The sequence below is a fragment of the Flagellimonas myxillae genome (genome assembly GCF_023502235.1).
In the GTDB taxonomy this organism is placed as follows: Bacteria; Bacteroidota; Bacteroidia; order Flavobacteriales; family Flavobacteriaceae; genus Flagellimonas; species Flagellimonas myxillae.
This window is the reverse complement of record NZ_JAMFLY010000003.1, coordinates 136,668-157,062: the sequence shown is the minus strand read 5'-3', so window position 1 is coordinate 157,062 and position 20,395 is coordinate 136,668. Positions and strand designations below refer to the sequence as shown.

Below are 20,395 nucleotides of genomic sequence, written 5' to 3'. Positions count from 1 at the left end.
GAAGTCTCCCTAATCTGCAAGAACAATTACCTTGTTGTCCTTCATTTCGATAGTACCACTGGTGATGGACAATACTGTTTCTCCGTTGGCCCCTTTTGAAAATTTGCTTTCAAATTCCTCTTCAATCTGAATGTCCCCATGAACTTTCACATCGCCTTGTTGTAATAGGGAAACAATTGGTGCGTGGTTCTGCAACATCTGAAATTCACCATTGATACCGGGTACGGTTACCGAAGTTACCTCACCTGCGAACAATGTTGCTTCTGGGGATACTATTTCTAAGTACATATTCTTTGGAATTCTCGCGAAAGCGGGAATCTTATTAAATTAATCTCAATTTATCAAAAGTTTCCTGTTTTCGCAGGAATGAAGCTATGCTTCAGCCAACATTTTTTCTCCTGCCTCGATTGCATCTTGGATGCTACCTTTAAGGTTGAAGGCAGATTCTGGCAAGTGATCCAACTCACCGTCCATGATCATGTTGAATCCTTTAATGGTGTCCTTGATATCTACCAAAACACCAGGGATTCCGGTAAATTGCTCCGCTACGTGGAATGGCTGGGAAAGGAAACGTTGTACCCTCCTTGCTCTACCTACGGCCAATTTATCTTCTTCGGAAAGTTCTTCCATACCCAAAATGGCGATGATATCCTGAAGTTCTTTATAGCGTTGCAACAACTCTTTTACACGTTGCGCACAAGCATAGTGATCATTACCCAAAATTTCAGGGGTCAAAATCCTGGAAGTGGAATCCAATGGATCCACAGCTGGGTAGATACCAAGCTCGGCAATCTTACGGGAAAGTACTGTAGTTGCATCCAAGTGGGCAAAAGTTGTAGCAGGAGCAGGATCCGTCAAGTCATCCGCAGGTACGTAAACCGCCTGTACTGATGTAATGGAACCTCTTTTAGTGGAAGTAATCCTTTCCTGCATGGCACCCATTTCTGTTGCCAATGTAGGTTGGTAACCTACCGCAGAAGGCATACGACCCAATAGGGCGGATACCTCAGAACCAGCTTGTGTAAAACGGAAGATGTTGTCCACGAAGAACAATACGTCCTTTCCTTGCCCATCACCAGCTCCATCACGGAAGTACTCGGCAATGGTTAGACCAGAAAGTGCTACCCTTGCACGTGCACCAGGAGGTTCGTTCATCTGTCCGAACACGAAAGTCGCTTTGGATTCCTTCATGGCTTTTTTATCCACTTTGGATAAATCCCATCCACCTTCTTCCATGGAGTGCAAGAAATCGTCACCATACTTGATAATTCCCGATTCCAACATCTCACGAAGCAAATCGTTTCCTTCACGGGTTCTTTCCCCAACACCAGCAAACACGGATAGACCTCCGTGACCTTTGGCGATGTTGTTGATCAATTCCTGAATCAATACGGTCTTACCTACACCAGCACCACCGAACAAACCAATCTTTCCACCCTTGGCGTAAGGCTCAATAAGGTCGATTACTTTGATTCCTGTAAAAAGAACCTCGGTCGAGGTAGATAAATCTTCGAATTTCGGTGCTTCCCTGTGAATAGGAAGTCCATTATCTCCTTCTTTTGGAAGGTTTTCCAAACCATCAATAGCGTCACCGATTACATTGAAAAGTCGTCCGTAAACATCCTCGCCAATTGGCATTTGGATGGCATTTCCAGTGGCAACCGCATCAACTCCCCTGCTCAATCCATCCGTAGAATCCATAGAAATGGTACGAACTGTATTTTCACCAATATGCGACTGAACCTCCAAAACCAATTTGGATCCATCGGCTTTGTCGATTTCAAGCGAGTCGTAAATTTTTGGGATTTCTGCTCCTGATTCAAACTCTACGTCAATAACGGGGCCAATAATTTGGGCAACCTTTCCTGTAACTTTAGACATTATTGTGTTAATTTTTAATTGAATACGATGGAAAAAACTGCTTTTTTTCCGGCTGCAAAGATATACTATTACATTTTAAACAAAAACTTAAAAACTGCTTTTTTTAGCAACAAAAAGGGCGCTGATTTTACCAGCGCCCTTATTCACTTTTTTAATGCTTTTTGTTATGGATTTATCGTCCAAGAAACGTAGTAAATTGAGCCAATCATTCCAGTACCTATAGCGGTAAAGTATTCATCGCCCAATAAGTTGGAACCACCCACTTTAAAGACAGATTTAATACTGGGAACCGTATAGTTCATCTGTGCATCCACTACTGTAAAGGCAGGCACATCACCGTCAGCAAAGGAAGCCTCCCAGAAGAAACTGTCACTCCACCTGTAGTTTACGTTAAATCCGAAGTTCTTGAAAAGCTCAGTATTTCCAAATGAAGCCTTAACCTTGTGCTTTGGCGTGTTGAAGTTGGTTCTGAAATCAGGGAACTGTGCTTTGTCGAAATCTAACTCTGTGTAGGTATAGTTAACCCCGAGATCAAAATTTCCGAGCTTGGTATCCACACCTACAGTACCTCCATAGGAATTAATGTCCACCGTGGAATTGGTATAGGTCTGATAAGGTTTTCTATCGCCGTTTTGCAAAGCCAACAACGAAAGACCTCCATCACCTGCGGTACCATAATATGGAACCAATACAGTTACGTTGGCAATAAAGTCCTTGTATCTATTGTAGTATCCGCTCAAGTCAATAGTGAACTTTCCGATCTGTCCCCGATAACCAGCTTCAAATGTGGTGATTTCCTCAGGCTTAATCACTGATGTATTAACCGCTTCTGGAGCACCACTTAATACGGAGTTCAAGGAATAGGCATTTTCATAGGCAGCCCTTCCCACTATCTCCACAGTTGATTGACCAATTAGGTTTTGACCATTTTGACTCACATCAAAAGTTCTTACGTCCCTATCTAAATTATCAGGAGCGGACCCTACCAAAATTGCGGCACCCGCATCTAGACCTATAAATAAATCTTGGGTGGTCGGGTTTCTAAAACCTTGCTGAGCAGATATCCTGATATTATGATTTCGGTTTTCACCAGCGGTATATGCCAAGGCCGCCCGGGGAGAAACAAACCCATCAAAAAACTCATTCTTGTCATAACGCGCAGACCCAGTAAATTTGAAGCGATCATCTGCAAATTTCTTTTGCACCTGAACGTAAGCCCCATATTCATTATAGGTAATGGGACCATCTGAATCGGTAAATATAGTTCCTCCTGAATTCAGTTCATATTCTCTAAAGGACCCACCAATTTGAATGTCTGCCCAATCGTCTATTAGATGTGCTAGATTATAATTTCCATTTATATGACGGAATTTGGTATTATCTATAAATTTGGCTCCTGTGGTTAAATCCCCGTCGTTGGTAACCGTGTTGAAAGCACTTTCAAAAGCTGCCGTGCCAGGAATCAATCTTCCAGTATCCGCAGCAGTTCTAGCTGCAGCATGCGCCGCTACCGAAGCTTGTTCTGGGGTAAGTCCGCCTACTTGTATTCCCCCTAGATACGTTGGGATATAGGCCCCCGCATATTCTGTAAACCACTGTGTATCCCCCTTCCAGCTTCTGTTAATATTAATTGCTGCAAACCTGGTATCATATGCATTCCCAGAATTCTCGGATACTAAGTAACCTCTTATAAAGAAGTTGTCATTTTTAAGTTCCAATTTATGTTGTTGCATGGAAAATCCGCTTACCGCATATCTATTTGAACCTTGATAAATGGTCGTACCTCGGCCAATCCGTCCGTTATAAATCAACTCCAAATCATTCCCAAAAGGCCTGTAATGAACAGCAAAATCGGTCTTTACACTTTCGGCATTATAATCGGCTAAATCCCTTTCCTCATAACCTGTTCGGGAGATTGTTGCGGTTCCAACGGTTCCAGTGGGCAGGCCGGCAGCGGCATCAAAATCCAGGGTGGTTGAAACCTCATCCCCATAGATGTTCAAACCGTCATATGCTGGATTTGAACGATCGGCACCTGGGTTGCCAAAGTCCACGATACTATTGGCATGCCAATCCTCACCTTTTAGAATGGAAATGTTTGCTTTTACAGCCAACTTATCGCTAAATACATGGGCCGCTCTTATTCCAAAATCGTAGTAATTATTATCGCCAGCAGCTTCTTGGGAGGTTATCCCTGTTTTCCCATATGCACTGATTCCCTGAAAGTCAAAAGGGTTTTTACTTCTCATAAACAATATACCATTAAAGGCACCTGCTCCATACAGCGCGGAAGACGCACCTGGAAGAATTTCCACACTTTGCACATCCAATTCGGACATCCCGACCAAGTTACCAAGTACAAAGTTCAGTCCTGGAGCGGTATTGTCCATCCCATCCACCAATTGCAGAAACCTGTTGTTTGCAAAGGTGGCAAAACCCCTCGTGTTAATGGATTGGAAGGTCAAACTGTTGGTGTTGATGTCTACCCCTTTAAGGTTTTGTAAGCCTCCATAAAAGGACTCGGCAGTTGTATTCTTTATTTCCTTAAGCCCAAAACGTTCAACCGAAACCGGGGATTCAAAAATCCGTTCTGGGGTTCTGGAAGCAGAAATCACGATTTCGTCCAGAAAGGTAGAGGCCTCCGTCAGTACCACAGATAATGTTTGGTTATTGGAGGTAACATTGGCCACATAATCGGCAAACCCTATGGCTGTAAACTGAAGTTGAAACGGAGGTTGTTCGGAAGTATTAAAGGTAAAATTCCCATCAAAATCCGTAGTCGTTCCTTCTGCTTTACCCACCAAAACCACATTGGTTCCGGGAATGGGATCGTTATTTTCGTCAACTACTGTTCCCTGGACTGTTGTTTGTGCGTAGGTAAGGGAACCAAACAACAATAGGGATAGGATCATTAGTCTTCTCATCTGCTTATAATTTGAGTTAAATTAGTTTTAAAAATGCCGGGGCATTGCAGGCGGAAGATACATTTTTTTTCACATGATTAGGCCAAAATCAAAAAAAATTATGCATGCATAATACTTTTTTGTTAAAAAAAACATGGATTATCTACCGTTTTAACAAAAAAGATGCAAAAATCGAGGGTTTTTTAAGGTATTATCGATTTGTCCAGGTCACTCCACGGTAACCGATTTAGCGAGATTACGAGGTTGGTCAACATTACACCCGCGCATCACTGCAATGTGGTACGACAATAGTTGAAGCGGAATGGTCGTCAACAGCGGCGTAAGACTTTCGGTCGCTTCAGGTACCTCAATTACGTGGTCCGCCAGCTCTTTTACCTGCTCGTCACCCTCTGTTACTACGGCTATGATTCGTCCTTTTCTCGACTTGATCTCCTGAATATTGCTCACCACTTTTTCGTAATGACCTTTTTTAGTGGCGATAACCACCACAGGCATTTGCTCATCGATAAGGGCAATGGGACCATGTTTCATCTCGGCAGCCGGATAACCTTCGGCATGGATGTAACTTATCTCCTTTAATTTAAGAGCCCCTTCCAAGGCAACAGGAAAATTATAGCCTCGGCCCAAATAGAGGCAATTTGAAGAATCCTTATAGATATCGGAAATCTTCTCTACCAGTTTGTTGGTCTCCAAGGTTTTTTCCACTTTGGATGGAATACTCTCCAATTCCGTCAAAATCTCATGGTAGCGAGATTCCGAAAAGACGCCTTTCTCTTGTGCCAATTTTAGGGCAATCAAGGTCAATACTGTAATTTGTGTGGTAAAAGCCTTGGTGGAAGCCACACCAATTTCGGGTCCGGCATGGGTATATGCACCTGCATGGGTTTCCCTTGCAATGGACGAACCAACAACATTACAGACCCCGAACACAAAAGCTCCTTTTTCCTTGGCCAATTTTATGGCTGCCAAGGTATCGGCAGTTTCACCGGATTGTGAGATGGCGATAAGCACATCGTTTTCGGTAATCACCGGATTTCGGTATCTGAACTCCGAGGCATATTCCACCTCCACGGGAATCCGTGCCATATCCTCAAAGATGTATTCAGCCACCAGCCCTGCATGCCATGATGTACCACAAGCCACAATGATGATCCTGTTGGCATTCATAAATTTTTCGAGGTTCTGGTCAATCCCGGCCATTTTTACAATCCCTTGGTCCGCCAACAAACGTCCTCTATAGGTATCTAAAATGGCACGCGGCTGCTCGTAAATTTCCTTTAGCATGAAATGGTCATAACCCCCTTTTTCTATCTCTTCAAGATTCATTTGAAGTTCAAGAATATTTGGATAGGCTATGGCATCGTCCTTAATCTTACGCAGCTTTATTTCCTTCCCAATCCGAACAATGGCCATTTCCTCGTCTTCCAAGTACACAGCATTGTTGGTAAACTCTATAAAGGGAGAAGCATCCGAAGCGATAAAGTATTCGTTTTCCCCAACACCTATGGCCAAGGGACTTCCCAATTTGGCCACCACAATCTCATCGGGTTTGTTTTTATCGAATACGGCAATGGCGTAAGCACCTACTACTTGGTTCAAAGCAATTTGGACAGCTTGTCCCAGTTTAACGCCCTCTTTCTTTTTTACTTCCTCAATTAGGTTGACCAATACTTCGGTATCCGTATCGGATTCGAAGCTATACCCCCGTTCTATCAAAGCCTTCTTTATAGCCTCGTAGTTCTCGATGATTCCATTATGGATAATTACCAAATCTCCAGAATTGGAATAATGAGGGTGGGAGTTTATATCGTTTGGCACACCGTGGGTGGCCCATCGGGTATGACCAAGGCCCAATTTGCCTTTTGTGGCAATGGTCGCCTCACTTTTCTTTTTTAAATCCTCAACCTTGCCTTTTGTCTTTGACAAGTGGGTATTTTCTCCATCAAATAGTACGATACCGGCACTATCATAGCCTCGGTATTCCAAGCGTTGCAGCCCCTTAATTACAATAGGATAGGCATCTCTGTGACCTATATAACCTACAATTCCACACATAAGATTGACTTTTAATTATTTGAGGAACAATTTTAATGGCAAATGTAATTGCAATAGTGGAAACTTCTATAACCACTATGTCATAAAACGAAAAAAGTCTATGAATGGTATGCCTAGTTGGCCTCCGTATAGTAAATTTCGAGCTTAAGTTTTTTGTCCTCATCGTCGCCCTCAACGTCGCTACCGAACAGCACTGTTCCTAATGGGTTGATAGCCGCCATTATGGGCAGGTTGATAACCTCGTCCACAGAACCCATGGATTCAGACACATTGGGCACCCCAATATTGGAAGTTAAAGTAAGCGCCAATCGGGCATTAGTGGAATCCCTTACCACAATATTATTGATGTGGTCCGTAATTCGAAATTTATATTGGGTCCCAAGGTCACCTTCTTTTTGCAGAATCCCATCAAAATCCAAGAAAAGGCCCAGAGGCTCGTTGGTTTCACTGTTCTCGAAAATTGCATTATAAATCGGTTGGTCCGTTTCAGCGTTATAAAGGTATAAGCGTGGTGGTTCCACAATTTCCCCACCAGCCAAGTTCAAGGTTTCCCTATCCACATGAAAAACGAGATTGGCCTCGTTGATAATCCAGTTATTCTGCTTGATCTCGTTGATGATATCCGATCCCCCGTTGATGGTTTCTTCAAACAAGCGTATTTCCGTAAAGGTCCCTGTACCTCCCTTGGCATATATCTTGGATGCATTCTCTCCATTGTCCAGCGCATTGATAATTGCCGGATCAAAGGGTTCATCCTCAAAAACATTTACTGCATTTCCCTGAATTACTCCATTATTATTGACCAATAAGTTGAGTACGAAATCCCGCTCCAAGGTTTCGAGTTCATCTTCCGTGGTATTGAAATTCTGGTATTCGTACGTAATGGTAATATTGGCTTGGGTAAGGTCGAGCAGGAACATTAAATCATTTGTCACTCCCTCACCAGAAATCTGGATTCCCCTAAAATAGTCGTTAAAGTTGGACTGGCTCAATAGTTCAGAGTCCCCTTCCTTGTCCAATATCTCTTGAAAAAATTCAGGTCTTAAAGAGACCCTGATTCCTGGAGGAATCCTATTCGCAACTTGCGTGGTCTCATCAATATCTGTTTCAGGATCGTCCTCATCAGATTCAAACTCTATAATCTCATACTCGTCGATGACTACTTTAGCGTCTTCTGCAGATGCACTGGAATCGTAAAGCACATTTGAAGTAAATGCGGAAAAATCCTGATCGGAAAAGTACATCTGGGCTTCTTCAAAATTACTATTGGGGTCAAGGTCCCTAAGAAAAAAGGTGGAGCGTAACACCTTCAGATCAAATTCGGAGGCGCGGTTCCCAAAAATGCTGTCAAGGTCAAATCTTTTACGGAACGTATTGGCCACAAAATCTTCGCCCGTCCCATCTTCGTTCTCATCAAATGGATCGGAACCGATAATTCGTTCTTCATTATCAGATACGCCATCACCATCCCAATCCGAATTGGGATTAGTGGCATCTTCCCCAGGTTCGAACACATCCTCCACACCGTCGCCGTCGCTATCCAATAAAGAGGCCGGAGGTCGCTGGAACGGAATGTTCAACCATACTTCTTTTACTGTTTCCTCTTCTGGTATCGTCCCTTCCTCACCATCGTCGTCTGCAATATCCTCCACATCTTGGGCAGTATCCCCAAAGGTTGGGTTTCCTTGCCCACTTGGCAATGTAAGTTGTGAAATTATAATGGCATTTCGTCTCCCATAAATAGGGTCATTGAATGCACCTAGTTGATACAGTGGCAGTTTATTGGTCTGTACCGCTTTTATTCCTTTGTTGAAGGCAAATACATCGAACTCGACCTTACCAGTGGTAAAGGGCTCACCTGCAACAACACCCTCTCCAATCGTCCCCAATTCCTCTTCACAAGATGTTGTGATAAGAAATAAAGCTCCAACCCAGGCTGAAAGCCTTATAATCCTAAAAAATTTCATGCAATTTATTTTAAAACTTCTGTCTTATAGAAATTTGTGTACGCCTCCTCGGCTTCCTGAAGGGAAACATAGGGCAGTACGGGTTTGGAAAGGCCTCCAATGTGGTTTTTTAAGTCCTCTGACACCTCCTCCGAGGCTAAAATAATGGCATCGGAATAATCCACTGCAACTTTTAACAAATTATTATAGTCAGGGGTCGAAAGGGAAGATATACGATCCTCTTCAATTCCATCAAAAGCAATTTTATTCTTCATTTCACCGTCAAGCTCTCCCTCATAGCCCCTATCGTAAACCGAAGTCACAATTTTGCTGTCTGCAAATAGAGGTTCATCAGCATAGTATTCCCTAAGATATAGTGGAAGTAAGGAAGCCATCCAACCATGAACATGGATGATGTCTGGAGACCAGTTTAGTTTCTTAACGGTTTCCACTACGCCCTTGGCAAAGAAAATGGCACGTTCGTCATTGTCAGGGAAAAGGTTGCCTTCCGCATCGGCGAAAGTGGCCTTTCTTTTAAAGTACTCGTCGTTGTCAATAAAGTAAACCTGAATCCGCTCTCTTGGAATGGACGCCACCTTAATGATCAGGGGCATATCCATATCATTGATCACCAGGTTCATCCCCGACAATCGGATTACCTCATGCAACTGGTGTCTCCGCTCATTGATATTACCGTACCTTGGCATAAATATGCGAATTTGCCCCCCGTTGCTGTTGACCATCCTGGGTGCTTCATACGACATTAAGGAAACTTGATTCTCTGGGAGGTAGGGTACTAATTCAGAAGATACAAACAATATCTTTTTACCATTCATACACACTTTCTTTTGCTTATCCGAAAAACGTAGCCGCAAAAGTACAAAAATTATGCTGATTAGCAGTATTTATAGTATTTTTGCACGCTTTTGAGTCGCGCTATGCACATATTTGACCGCAAGGGTGAACTTATCGCCCAACTACAATTGGAACGAAACAAAAATCGTACCGTTGGCTTGGTTCCTACCATGGGGGCTTTGCACCAAGGGCATTTGTCCCTGGTAAAAAAGGCCGTTTTGGAAAACGACGTGGTAGTGGTAAGCGTATTTGTGAACCCAACCCAATTTGATCAGAAAGAGGATCTTGAAAAGTACCCAAGAAATTTGGATCAGGATCTAGATCTTTTAAAAAGTGTGGGCCCCAACATTTTAGTCTTCACCCCGAATGCGAATGAAATCTATGGGGAGGACGTGGTTTCCAAATCCTATGATTTTGATGGATTGGATCAGGTAATGGAAGGTGCATTCAGAACCGGACATTTTGACGGGGTAGGTACCGTTGTGGAGCTCTTTCTTACCACAGTGGCTCCGGATAGGGCCTATTTTGGAGAGAAGGATTTTCAACAATTACAGATTATAAAAAAACTGGTGGATACCCGGCAACTCCCTTATACCATAGTGGGTTGCCCCATAGAAAGGGAGGCCCACGGATTGGCCATGAGCTCCCGTAATGAACGACTCTCCCAAACGACTAGGGAAGAAGCGGGATTTATCTATAAAACCCTCAAAACTGCCAAGTTTAAATTTGGCACGGAAAGTGCAAAGGAAATCACGGATTGGGTAAGCTCCCAATTTGCCGAAAACAGTACTTTGGAATTGGAGTATTTTGAAATAGCGGAAGAAGATACGCTGACCCCGATGACTGAAAAGACGGCAAACCAAAAATATCGGGCCTTTATTGCCGTTTATGCGGATGGGGTCCGATTGATAGACAATCTAAGATTGAATTAATTAATTTTGCGCCATGCAAGTTGAAGTAGTAAAATCAAAAATCCATAGGGTAAAGGTCACTGGGGCCGACCTCAATTATATTGGGAGTATTACCATTGATGAAGACCTTATGGATGCTGCAAATATAATCCGGGGCGAAAAGGTCCAAATTGTGAACAACAATAATGGAGAACGCCTGGAGACCTACGCCATTCCTGGACCTAGGGGATCTGGGGAGCTCACCCTTAACGGGGCCGCTGCGCGCAAGGTTGCCGTGGGCGACGTACTTATTTTGATCACCTATGCATGGATGGACATAGAGGAAGCCAAGGCCTTTAATCCCGCATTAGTCTTCCCCAACGAGGAAACCAATATGCTAAACTAGTTTTGGGCACTTCCCTTAAAAAAGTCCTGAAAATTTCCGTTCCGATTCTTATCGGACTCGGGCTTGTTTATTATTCATATGCCTCAACAACCCCCGAGGACAGAAACATTATTCTTGAATCCATAAAAAACGCGGACCCTGTTTGGGTGCTGCTTTCTGTATTCCTAGGTGTTTTAAGCCATATCTCTAGGGCCATCCGCTGGAATTACCTTTTAAGCCCAATGGGCTATAGGCCAAGATTAATCAATAATGTACTAATTATTCTTACGGCATATTTTGCCAATACCCTAATACTCCGTTCCGGGGAATTCCTTAGGGCAACTGCGCTCAACACCTATGAGCATGTGCCGTTTGAAAAGGGTTTTGGCACTATCGTTACTGAGCGTATCATTGACGTGGTTATGCTGTTATTGATCATAACCATCGCCATGCTGGTCCAAACTGATGTGATACTTGGTATTTTGGAGGAGAACGGTATAGGGTTGGTGGGTTCCCTTGTCCTATTATTGGCAGGTGTTGTTGGCCTTTTTATTTCCATTCGGCTCATCAAAAAATCCACCTCCAAATTAGCAGTTAAAATCAAGTCCTTTCTTAGCGGTCTTTTGGATGGTGTACTCAGTATTTTCAAAATGAAACAAAGGGGTGCTTTTATCTTCCACACCATATTTATCTGGGTTTGTTATATCGCAATGTTCTGGGTAATCAAATTCACGGTGCCAGAGACAACAGAACTCCCTTTGGGTGCTTTTTTGGTCGCATTTGTAGCAGGGGCATTCGCAATGGCCACAACCAACGGCGGCTTAGGGTTCTTTCCGATTGCTGTGGCGGCAACCTTAATGGTTTACGGAATAGATGAAAATCCAGGCAAAGCCTACGGCTGGATCATGTGGACGGCCCAGACCTTAATGGTGGTCGTTTTCGGCACAATATCCTTCATCGTCTTACCGTTATTGAATAGAAATCGGTAAACCCCTACCATCAAATACTAATTCCAATGAAAAACTGGCTATTTGTTATGATTGGCCTGCTGTGCTTTTCCGTTGGGGCACAGGTAAAAAAAGAAATCTTTGAATCTTTTAAGCTTCAAGAAAGAAGGGGGGTTTCCTACTACTTCCCGGAAGATTATACCGAAGAAAAAAAATATCCCCTGATTGTGGTTCTCGATGCCGAGTACCTGTTCGATTTGGTGGTGGCCAATGCCAAGTTCTATAGCGAACACCAACGCATGCCCCAATCCATTATCGTGGGAATAGATCAGGCGGAAGGGGACATCCGATGGGAAGATTGCGATTTTGAACAAACCACAGGATTGCCCACCGAAAAAGGTGCCAAATTCTATGAATTTTTGGGCACCGAACTTATTCCCTATTTGGAAACCAGTTATGAAATTGCCCCGTTCAAGATGTTTATTGGGTATGACATAACGGCAAATTTTGGAAACTACTTTCTATTTAAGGACCGCTCCTTGTTCAATTCCTATTTGTCCATATCCCCGGTTTTGGCGACCGAAATGGAAAGTAGGGTGCCTTCTAGGTTGTCAGATCTGAATCAGGAAATTTTCTACAATATAGTTTTGGAAAAAGAAAAAACGGAAGACCGACAGCGAATCCTCCAAATGAACAATTCCATTAAATCCATCGATAAGGAAAGCCTTCATTATTTCTTTGATGAATACGATAACGCTGACCATGTTTCCATTGCCGCTTATGGTATCAGTAAAGCTTTTGACAATGTGTTCAAGATTTTCAGACCCATTAGCCCCAAGGAATATAAAACCGAAATCCTTACTTCGGACGAGCCGGTCTTCAAATACCTGCAAGATCGTTACGATATGATTGAAAATCTGCTTGGTTTCCGAAAACCTGTTGAACTCAACGATATTATGGCCATTTATGCAGCATGTCTTAAAAAGGACGACTTTGAATCCCTAAAACCCTTGTCCGAGATTTGCAAAAAACAATATCCGGACACCATGATGGGTTTCTATTTTGAAGGCGAGTACTACGAGGAGCTCGGCGAACCCAAAAAGGCATTCAAGACCTTTGAAAAAGCTTTTCAAATGGAAGAAATCGACTTCCTGACCAAGGACATGGCCCTTGATAAAATCGATGCCCTGAAGGCAGATTTTGGATATTAGTCTGATGAATAGTTAGTTTATTGGACGGTTGGATTTTTCTAAAAATGGATCCCAAAACCCAATAATCCAACCATCTAAAAATCCGTTGATCATATTCCATATCTTTGGGTTCTTCTTTAACAACAAATGGCCAAGACCAAAACAGCTTTCTTTTGCCAAAATTGCGGCACCCAATACCCCAAATGGACCGGTCAATGTTCCTCCTGCAAACAATGGAACACTATTGTGGAGGAAGTGGTCCAGAAAGAGGAAAAAAGAAGTTGGAAGTCCGATTCAGGTAGCTCGAAGAGGACATCACATCCCTTAAAAATTTCAGAGATTTCCAATGAGAAAGAGCTTAGGATGGATTCCAAGGATTTGGAGTTCAACCGGGTTTTGGGCGGGGGGATAGTTCCGGGGTCTTTGGTGCTTTTAGGTGGCGAACCAGGGATAGGCAAAAGTACCTTGCTGCTTCAAATCGCCCTAAAATTGGATTACAAAACGCTTTATGTTTCCGGGGAAGAAAGCCAGAAACAAATCAAAATGCGGGCAGACCGCATTGATCCCAAAAGCGAAAATTGTTTTGTGCTTACCGAAACCAAGACGCAGCACATTTTTCAACAAATAAGCACCTTGCAACCCGAGTTGGTCATTATAGACTCTATCCAAACCTTGCATACCAACCATATTGAATCGGCGGCGGGAAGTATCTCCCAAATTCGGGAATGTACTGCAGAACTAATCAAATTTGCAAAAGAGAGCAACACCCCCGTAATTCTAGTCGGGCATATAACCAAGGATGGCACCATTGCAGGTCCTAAAATTTTGGAGCACATGGTAGACACGGTACTCCAATTTGAAGGAGATCGAAACTACGTTTATCGAATTCTCCGTTCCCTAAAAAATCGATTCGGTTCCACTGCGGAATTAGGCATTTACGAAATGCAGGGAAGCGGATTGCGGGAAGTCAACAATCCATCAGAAGTATTGATTTCCAAAAACGAGGAAGATCTTAGCGGAACTGCCATCGCAGCTACGGTGGAAGGAATGCGACCCTTACTTATTGAAATTCAGGCCCTAGTGAGCACTGCTGTATATGGCACCCCACAGCGATCGGCCACCGGATTCAATGCCAAACGGCTGAATATGTTATTGGCCGTACTTGAAAAACGCGCAGGATTTAAATTAGGGGCCAAGGATGTTTTTTTGAATATCACTGGAGGAATCTCTGTCGATGACCCCGCTATAGATTTGGCAGTCGTAGCGGCTATTTTGTCCAGTAACGCCGACATCCCTATCGAAAAAGGGGTGTGTTTTGCTGCGGAAATCGGATTGGCAGGGGAAATTAGGCCCGTCATACGGGTAGACCAGCGCATTCTGGAAGCCGAAAAACTGGGGTTTGCAACCATTTATGTCTCCAAAAACAACAAAATCGGATTAAAGAATTCCGCTATTCAGATAAAACGCGTATCCAAAATTGAAGATGTGGTGCGGGAACTCTTTGGCTGATTAAATTTTCGCTAAAGGTGCTTGAAGATAAGCTGGCAACTTGGCTATGGCTTTTTTACGTCCATCGCGATATAGTTCCTTTTTTGGGGAAGCATCCCGATTATAGATCAAATGGTCATAGAGATAGAACATTAGCATCTTATTGTAGTCATCCAAATTCCCATCACTAAAGGCCTGGGTCAATTCCGCCTCGAATTTGGCAACATCCTTGCTTTCCACCACAGCCCTTCCCAATCTTCCAATGTTTCCAAAATAATGTCCCTCGGCCACATTTTGTGCCCTAAATGCTATCCCAAAGATTAAATCGACCACTTGGATATTCAATTCTTCAAGCTCCTTTATATAAGTGTGCCTGTCCTTCCAAGCCCAGCTCCCATCCGAAACCCTACTAACATTGTCGTTGAGCACATTTAAATGGGCTCTTAAAAAAATGTCCCATTGCACCGCCTCTCCGGCCAACTGGGCTATATTCATGGCATGTACCCTTGGGCTGTTGTCCATACTACATTGTCCGACCACAATGCGGTTTCGTTTCAACTCAAGTGCCTTTCCTTTGGATAGGAAGCGTTCCACGTAAAATTCAATTTGGTCATAGGAATTTTTGTTTTCCTTGGCTTCCCGATATGCGTCATCCAATAGTGCTTTGAATTTATCTTCCTTCGAAAGCACTTGTTCCACAAATTCTTCTTTGGCCTTTTCCCATGCCTCATATTTTTCCATTCTAGCAACAAATTCTTCCGTGGTCAGATTTTCATCTGGAGCTGTACTAGGTCTCTCCTTTCCAAATCTTTCGTCAATATAATCCATCAATTTGTTTTGATTCTTTCTCTTTCCTTTATCGGAAACGACCCAATAGTCGCGTTCGGCCCCGGGTTTGAAAATCTGGCTGGTGGTGTCGATCAGGCATTCGGAATATTGGATCATCCTTGCATACTTTTCCGGTATTTCCTGGGTCGAAAATGGGCTTTCAACATAAACCACATCCACGTATTCTTCATTGGAAAAATCCCAAAACCACTTTCCCGATTGGGACGCTTCGAACTTAGAAACCGCGATTTCAAATTTGTTCCCATCCGGCTTTTCCTGAATTGTGATTACCTCCTCGTTATTGTAGGTCTCGTATTCCCGTTGCACCAAGAGCCTTGGTGCGAGATCTTCCGATTTTGCGTAGATGCTTGCAAATTCTTGTAAAGAAATACCATTACGAAGTTCTTGTCCAAGTTTTTTGATGTTGAGGCTGTAAATGGTAAACACGCGACCCTTGGTCTGAGGTAGGGAATGGTAAGTTTTGTTTAGTTCACAAACCCTAAACTCATTGTTCTTTTCCCCTACCAAACCTTTGAGCCTTTCCATGGCAAATGGAGAATAAATCAGCCCATTTTCATAAGTTTCAAACTCTTGGGCGAAGCAAAAAATTCCAACGAAGCAAAATAAAAAGAGGCACCTGACTTTCATGACTATTGGTTTTGTGGTTCAATAATAGAACCTCCTCAATAATCATTCCACCACAATTGAGTGAAAGCGCCAAATGAATGAGTAAATGGGAAAAAGAACTAAGGTGCTGGATTCGGAATTGCGCTATGAATTCCCTCAATGCCCTGGATCACCTCATCGGACAAGTCAACATCAATGCTGCCAATATTCTCCTTCAATTGCTCCATGGTAGTTGCCCCAATAATGTTGCTCGTCACAAAGGGCCTCGTATTGATAAAGGCAAGGGCCATTTGTGCCAGGGTTAGACCATGTGCTGCCGCCAGTTCATTGTACTTTTGGGTTGCCGAGGTGGCTGTTTCCCCGCTATAGCGATCGTAATGCGGAAACAAGGCCAAACGTGATTTTCTTGGTGGTATGGCATCCAAATATTTGCCGCTCAACACTCCAAAAGCCAAGGGTGAGTAGGCCAAAAGACCAATGTCCTCGCGCATGGAAACTTCGGAAAGCCCAACTTCGTAAAGCCTGTTCAACAAGCTATAGGGGTTTTGGATGGTAAGCATTCTTGGCAAATCCTGGTGGACCTTGCTCTCCTCCAAGTACCGCATGGTTCCCCAAGGTGTTTCGTTGGACAATCCCACATGTCTGATCTTTCCTTCAACAATCAAATCCCGAAGGGTCTCCAACACCTGATGGATATTATCTTCCCAAGGATCTATGGAATGTGCATTAAATCCACGTTGTCCGAAAAAATTGGTGTTGCGCTCTGGCCAGTGCAACTGGTACAGATCAATATAATCGGTCTGTAAACGTTTCAAACTCCCTTCTACTGCACTGATAATGGAATCCTTGCTAAAACCTGTGGTCCTGATATACTTTGTAAATTCTGCCCTTCCCGCAATTTTGGTGGCAAGCACCACCTTGTCCCGATTCCCGGTTTTCTTGAACCAGCTCCCAATAATTTCTTCAGTTACCGCGTAAATTTCCTTTTTAGGTGGAATGGGATAAAGTTCGGCGGTATCAAAAAAATTAATGCCCTGGTCAAAGGCGTAATCCATTTGTTCATGTCCCTCTTCCTCTGTATTCTGTCGACCCCAGGTCATGGTTCCCAAACAAATTTTACTGACTTTGATATCGGTATGTGGTAGTCGGGTGTATTTCATTTATAATTGGGTGTTAGACTGGCAAAAATACTCAATCCTCATTTCCGCCTTTTAAGTAAATTGTTATTTTTCCACTTCAAGAAGTATGGGGCAATGATCGCTATGTTTTGCCTCTGAAAGAATCACCGACCGCTTTAACCTGTCCTTTAAAGAATCGTTGACCATACCGTAGTCCAAGCGCCATCCCTTGTTGTTTGCCCTGGCATTGGCACGATAACTCCACCAGGTGTAGTTGTGGGGGTCTTTGTTGAAGTGTCTAAAACTGTCAATAAATCCACTCTTAATGAAATTACCGATCCATTCCCGTTCTACCGGTAAAAATCCGGATACATTTTTATTTCTAACAGGATCATGGATATCTATGGCCTCGTGGCAAATGTTATAATCCCCGCATACAACGAGATTGGGACGCTCCTTTCGAAGCCCGTCGGCATACTTTTGAAAATCGGCCATATACATGAGTTTGTGCTCCAAGCGGGCCATGTTGGTTCCCGAGGGCAAATACATGCTCATGATGGAAAGGTCACCAAAGTCGGCACGGATATTCCTTCCCTCAAAATCCATATAATCTATTCCTGTACCGTATTCAACATGGTCGGGTTTTTCCTTGCAAAGCAAGGCAACCCCACTATATCCTTTTTTTTCGGCACTAAACCAATAATGGTGGCCATATCCCGCAGCTTCAAAAAGGGAGACATCCACCTGCTCCTTCATGGCCTTGGTCTCCTGTATGCAGACCACATCCGGGTCAACCGATGTAAGCCAATCAATAAAGCCTTTGTTCAATGCGGCACGAATTCCATTAACGTTATAGGAAACAATCTTCATGGACGAAATTTTTTCTAAAAATAACCAAAGTGTAGCGCACGGAAAAATAGAATTGGCAAAGCTCCGAAAGCGCCCAAGGAATTTGGAACACTAATTGATTATCTCACTGTGAAATCAAATTTTGGATTATGAAAAAGCTCTTGTTTTTGGGCATTTTGCTCAGCGGATTTTTAATAAACGCCCAAGCTTATCCCAGATATGACAACAACCATGAACTGAAGTTCAATGCCGGAATGTTCTTGGCAACAGGCTCTGCGGAAGGCTCCTACGAATACTACTTTACCGAAGACACCAGTTTTGGTGGCACTGTATACTTTAACAACGATGCCACGGATTATAACGGCGACTTCGGCATTGGTCCCAACCTTAGAGCCTATTTTGGCTATCAACCCCGTAGCGGTGTTTTTGTGGAAGCGTTTGGTCTCTATTACACTTGGGATGAAGTGGATTTGGAAAACAACATTTCCCTAAGAAATGACAAATTCAGTACCGTGGCCCTCGGACTGGGATTGGGAAATAAATGGGTGACCCCCAGTGATAATTTTACTTTGGAAATCTATGGCGGTGTAGGGAGGAATGTAAACCCTGAAGTATTCCAGGACACCTTTATGTTTCGAGGGGCCCTGTCTGTTGGATTTAGGTTTTAAGCCGTATTTTTAAGGCTCAATCCATTCCATGACAGCCTTACTATTGATAGACATCCAATTGGGACTCCAAGAATTTGATTATTATGGCGGAGAGCGGAACAACCCCGAAGCCGAAGCCAATAGCGGCAAAATACTAGCTGCTTTTCGGGAAAGGAAACTGCCCATATTCCATGTGCAGCATTGTTCCGTCAATTCGGAATCCCCATTGCACCCCGATAAACCAGGAAACCATTTTCACCCTTCGGTCCAACCCAAGGCAGGTGAACCCATTTTCCAGAAAACTGTGAACAGCGCCTTTATTGGAACGGACTTGGAATCCCAGCTAAAAGCACAAAATATTTCGGATTTGGTTATTGTGGGTCTTACCACCGAACACTGCGTTTCCACCTCAACGCGAATGGCCGCCAATTTGGGTTTTACGGTAACCTTGATTTCTGATGCTACCGCCGCCTTCAATAAAGTAGGGGTAAATGGGGAGAACTATAGTGCCGAACTTACACATAATATCGAGCTTGCCAACCTAAAGGATGAGTTTGCCACCATACAGGATACCCAAACTTTGTTACGGGAACTTGGCTAATTCCTTCTTATTTTTATACGATATAACATTCAACTCCCATGTTCCGAACCACAATTGCCCTCCTCCTCTGTGCTTTGCTATTTCTGCCATCAGCATTTTCACAGGAAAAACCCCTACGTCTTGGAATTGCCGGCTTGACCCATACCCATGTGCATTGGATTTTGGGCAGGGAAGACCAAGGGGATGTTGAGCTTGTGGGCATGGTGGAGCCTAACAGGGAACTTGCACAACGGTATGCCGACCAATATGGATATTCCATGGACTTGGTTTTTGATACGCTAGACGAAATGATTGCTGCAACTCGACCGGAGGCAGTTGCCGCTTTTGGAACCATTTTTAGCCATTTGGAAGTCGTGGAGGTCTGTGCGCCAAAAGGCATTCATGTGATGGTGGAAAAACCCATGGCCGTAAGCTTTGCCCACGCCAAAAAAATGGCGGCCTTGGCCCAAAAACATAATGTTCAAGTGCTGACCAATTATGAAACCACCTGGCACCCTACCAACCATAAGGCCAAGGAACTCTTGGATCAAGGTAAGGTGGGAGCGCTTCGCAAAGTCATTGTGCGGGATGGGCATCGAGGGCCGGCCAAATTGGGCATCAACCAAGAATTTTTGGATTGGCTGTTCGACCCGGTAGAAAATGGTGGGGGTGCTATCATGGACTTTGGTTGTTACGGGGCCAATTTAATGACCTGGCTCCGCAATGGGGAACGCCCCAATACGGTGACAGCGGTAACCCAACAATTGCAACCGGAAAACAATCCCAAAGTGGATGATGATGCCACTATCATCCTCACCTATAACGATGCCCAAGCTATTCTGGAACCTTCATGGAATTGGCCCATAGGCCGCAAGGACATGGAAATTTACGGGCTTACTGGAGCCATTTATGCCGATAACCGAAATACGCTACGCATACGAATGGCAGAAGGCTATGATGGTTATGATGAAAAGACAATGGTTTTGGAAGAACGTCCGGCACCCTATAACGATCCTTTTGCTTTGTTGGAGGCGGTCATTCGAAACAAAGTCAAGCTTCCTCCCCACAATCTATATTCCATAGAGAACAACCTCGTGGTCATGGAAATCTTGGACGCTGCCCGCAAAAGTGCCAAAAAAGGAAAGACCATCACGCTAAAAAAATAAGATCATCAATCGCTACCAT

Annotated in this window: 17 protein-coding genes; 8 read left to right on the top strand and 9 right to left on the bottom strand. The window is 43.6% G+C overall.

Features of this window, described 5'->3' with window-relative positions:
* Positions 1-9 precede the first annotated feature (9 nt).
* From M3P07_RS13385 to M3P07_RS13360, 6 genes are all read right to left on the bottom strand, one after another.
* Positions 10-288 carry a F0F1 ATP synthase subunit delta/epsilon gene (locus tag M3P07_RS13385; RefSeq protein ID WP_249970435.1) on the bottom strand — a complete coding sequence of 93 codons (279 nt, stop codon included), beginning with the start codon at positions 286-288 and terminating at the stop codon, positions 10-12.
* 84 nt (positions 289-372) lie between these two features.
* Positions 373-1,881 (bottom strand): F0F1 ATP synthase subunit beta, encoded by a 1,509-nt coding sequence (gene atpD / locus M3P07_RS13380; protein WP_249970434.1) that lies wholly within the window; start codon positions 1,879-1,881, stop codon positions 373-375.
* A 164-nt stretch (positions 1,882-2,045) separates the two neighbouring features.
* A complete protein-coding gene (locus M3P07_RS13375; protein WP_249970433.1) occupies positions 2,046-4,805 on the bottom strand; it encodes a TonB-dependent receptor in 2,760 nt (919 codons plus the stop codon).
* Positions 4,806-5,012: 207 nt separating this feature from the next.
* Entirely contained in the window at positions 5,013-6,860 is a 1,848-nt protein-coding gene (gene glmS, locus M3P07_RS13370) for a glutamine--fructose-6-phosphate transaminase (isomerizing) (RefSeq protein WP_249970432.1), read from the bottom strand.
* Between the two features lie 113 nt (positions 6,861-6,973).
* Positions 6,974-8,827 carry a DUF4270 family protein gene (locus tag M3P07_RS13365; protein ID WP_249970431.1) on the bottom strand — a complete coding sequence of 618 codons (1,854 nt, stop codon included), beginning with the start codon at positions 8,825-8,827 and terminating at the stop codon, positions 6,974-6,976.
* Between the two features lie 5 nt (positions 8,828-8,832).
* Positions 8,833-9,642, bottom strand: a complete 810-nt coding sequence (locus M3P07_RS13360; RefSeq protein ID WP_249970430.1) for a glycogen/starch synthase — start codon at positions 9,640-9,642, stop codon at positions 8,833-8,835.
* Positions 9,643-9,744: 102 nt separating this feature from the next.
* Between M3P07_RS13360 and panC the strand changes: the two genes are divergently transcribed.
* From panC to radA, 5 genes are all read left to right on the top strand, one after another.
* Complete coding sequence (gene panC / locus M3P07_RS13355) at positions 9,745-10,593, top strand: pantoate--beta-alanine ligase (protein WP_249970429.1); 849 nt, start codon at positions 9,745-9,747, stop codon at positions 10,591-10,593.
* A gap of 13 nt (positions 10,594-10,606) precedes the next feature.
* Positions 10,607-10,957 carry an aspartate 1-decarboxylase gene (panD, locus tag M3P07_RS13350; protein ID WP_249970428.1) on the top strand — a complete coding sequence of 117 codons (351 nt, stop codon included), beginning with the start codon at positions 10,607-10,609 and terminating at the stop codon, positions 10,955-10,957.
* Positions 10,958-10,959: 2 nt separating this feature from the next.
* Positions 10,960-11,925, top strand: coding sequence for a lysylphosphatidylglycerol synthase transmembrane domain-containing protein (locus tag M3P07_RS13345; protein ID WP_249970427.1), 966 nt, complete (start codon positions 10,960-10,962; stop codon positions 11,923-11,925).
* Positions 11,926-11,951: 26 nt separating this feature from the next.
* Positions 11,952-13,094 (top strand): alpha/beta hydrolase, encoded by a 1,143-nt coding sequence (locus M3P07_RS13340; RefSeq protein WP_249970426.1) that lies wholly within the window; start codon positions 11,952-11,954, stop codon positions 13,092-13,094.
* Positions 13,095-13,220: 126 nt separating this feature from the next.
* Positions 13,221-14,582 (top strand): DNA repair protein RadA, encoded by a 1,362-nt coding sequence (gene radA, locus M3P07_RS13335; protein ID WP_249970425.1) that lies wholly within the window; start codon positions 13,221-13,223, stop codon positions 14,580-14,582.
* Here radA and M3P07_RS13330 read toward each other — a convergent pair whose 3' ends face one another.
* From M3P07_RS13330 to M3P07_RS13320, 3 genes are all read right to left on the bottom strand, one after another.
* Positions 14,583-16,037, bottom strand: coding sequence for a hypothetical protein (locus M3P07_RS13330; protein WP_249970424.1), 1,455 nt, complete (start codon positions 16,035-16,037; stop codon positions 14,583-14,585).
* A gap of 98 nt (positions 16,038-16,135) precedes the next feature.
* Positions 16,136-17,176, bottom strand: coding sequence for an aldo/keto reductase (locus M3P07_RS13325; protein WP_249970423.1), 1,041 nt, complete (start codon positions 17,174-17,176; stop codon positions 16,136-16,138).
* A gap of 63 nt (positions 17,177-17,239) precedes the next feature.
* A complete protein-coding gene (locus M3P07_RS13320; RefSeq protein WP_249970422.1) occupies positions 17,240-18,004 on the bottom strand; it encodes an exodeoxyribonuclease III in 765 nt (254 codons plus the stop codon).
* A gap of 128 nt (positions 18,005-18,132) precedes the next feature.
* Here M3P07_RS13320 and M3P07_RS13315 point away from each other — a divergent pair, with 128 nt between their 5' ends.
* Genes M3P07_RS13315 through M3P07_RS13305 form a run of 3 tightly spaced genes read left to right on the top strand, consistent with a single transcriptional unit; the run spans position 18,133 to position 20,376 of the window.
* Complete coding sequence (locus M3P07_RS13315; RefSeq protein WP_249970421.1) at positions 18,133-18,651, top strand: hypothetical protein; 519 nt, start codon at positions 18,133-18,135, stop codon at positions 18,649-18,651.
* Between the two features lie 28 nt (positions 18,652-18,679).
* Positions 18,680-19,231: a cysteine hydrolase family protein gene (locus tag M3P07_RS13310; RefSeq protein ID WP_249970420.1), complete on the top strand. Its 552-nt coding sequence runs from the start codon at positions 18,680-18,682 to the stop codon at positions 19,229-19,231.
* 38 nt (positions 19,232-19,269) lie between these two features.
* Positions 19,270-20,376, top strand: coding sequence for a Gfo/Idh/MocA family protein (locus M3P07_RS13305; protein WP_249970419.1), 1,107 nt, complete (start codon positions 19,270-19,272; stop codon positions 20,374-20,376).
* The last annotated feature ends 19 nt before the right edge of the window (positions 20,377-20,395 follow it).

Excerpts from the sequence above, each read along its gene's own strand:
- M3P07_RS13310 (WP_249970420.1), top strand. The coding sequence starts at position 18,680 with ATGACAGCCTTACTATTGATAGACATCCAATTGGGACTCCAAGAATTT.
- panD (WP_249970428.1), top strand. The coding sequence starts at position 10,607 with ATGCAAGTTGAAGTAGTAAAATCAAAAATCCATAGGGTAAAGGTCACT.
- atpD (WP_249970434.1), bottom strand. The coding sequence starts at position 1,881 with ATGTCTAAAGTTACAGGAAAGGTTGCCCAAATTATTGGCCCCGTTATT.
- M3P07_RS13375 (WP_249970433.1), bottom strand. The coding sequence starts at position 4,805 with ATGAGAAGACTAATGATCCTATCCCTATTGTTGTTTGGTTCCCTTACC.
- M3P07_RS13325 (WP_249970423.1), bottom strand. The coding sequence starts at position 17,176 with ATGAAATACACCCGACTACCACATACCGATATCAAAGTCAGTAAAATT.
- panC (WP_249970429.1), top strand. The coding sequence starts at position 9,745 with ATGCACATATTTGACCGCAAGGGTGAACTTATCGCCCAACTACAATTG.
- M3P07_RS13365 (WP_249970431.1), bottom strand. The coding sequence starts at position 8,827 with ATGAAATTTTTTAGGATTATAAGGCTTTCAGCCTGGGTTGGAGCTTTA.
- M3P07_RS13330 (WP_249970424.1), bottom strand. The coding sequence starts at position 16,037 with ATGAAAGTCAGGTGCCTCTTTTTATTTTGCTTCGTTGGAATTTTTTGC.
- M3P07_RS13320 (WP_249970422.1), bottom strand. The coding sequence starts at position 18,004 with ATGAAGATTGTTTCCTATAACGTTAATGGAATTCGTGCCGCATTGAAC.
- M3P07_RS13305 (WP_249970419.1), top strand. The coding sequence starts at position 19,270 with ATGTTCCGAACCACAATTGCCCTCCTCCTCTGTGCTTTGCTATTTCTG.
- radA (WP_249970425.1), top strand. The coding sequence starts at position 13,221 with ATGGCCAAGACCAAAACAGCTTTCTTTTGCCAAAATTGCGGCACCCAA.
- M3P07_RS13315 (WP_249970421.1), top strand. The coding sequence starts at position 18,133 with ATGAAAAAGCTCTTGTTTTTGGGCATTTTGCTCAGCGGATTTTTAATA.
- M3P07_RS13385 (WP_249970435.1), bottom strand. The coding sequence starts at position 288 with ATGTACTTAGAAATAGTATCCCCAGAAGCAACATTGTTCGCAGGTGAG.
- M3P07_RS13340 (WP_249970426.1), top strand. The coding sequence starts at position 11,952 with ATGAAAAACTGGCTATTTGTTATGATTGGCCTGCTGTGCTTTTCCGTT.
- glmS (WP_249970432.1), bottom strand. The coding sequence starts at position 6,860 with ATGTGTGGAATTGTAGGTTATATAGGTCACAGAGATGCCTATCCTATT.
- M3P07_RS13360 (WP_249970430.1), bottom strand. The coding sequence starts at position 9,642 with ATGAATGGTAAAAAGATATTGTTTGTATCTTCTGAATTAGTACCCTAC.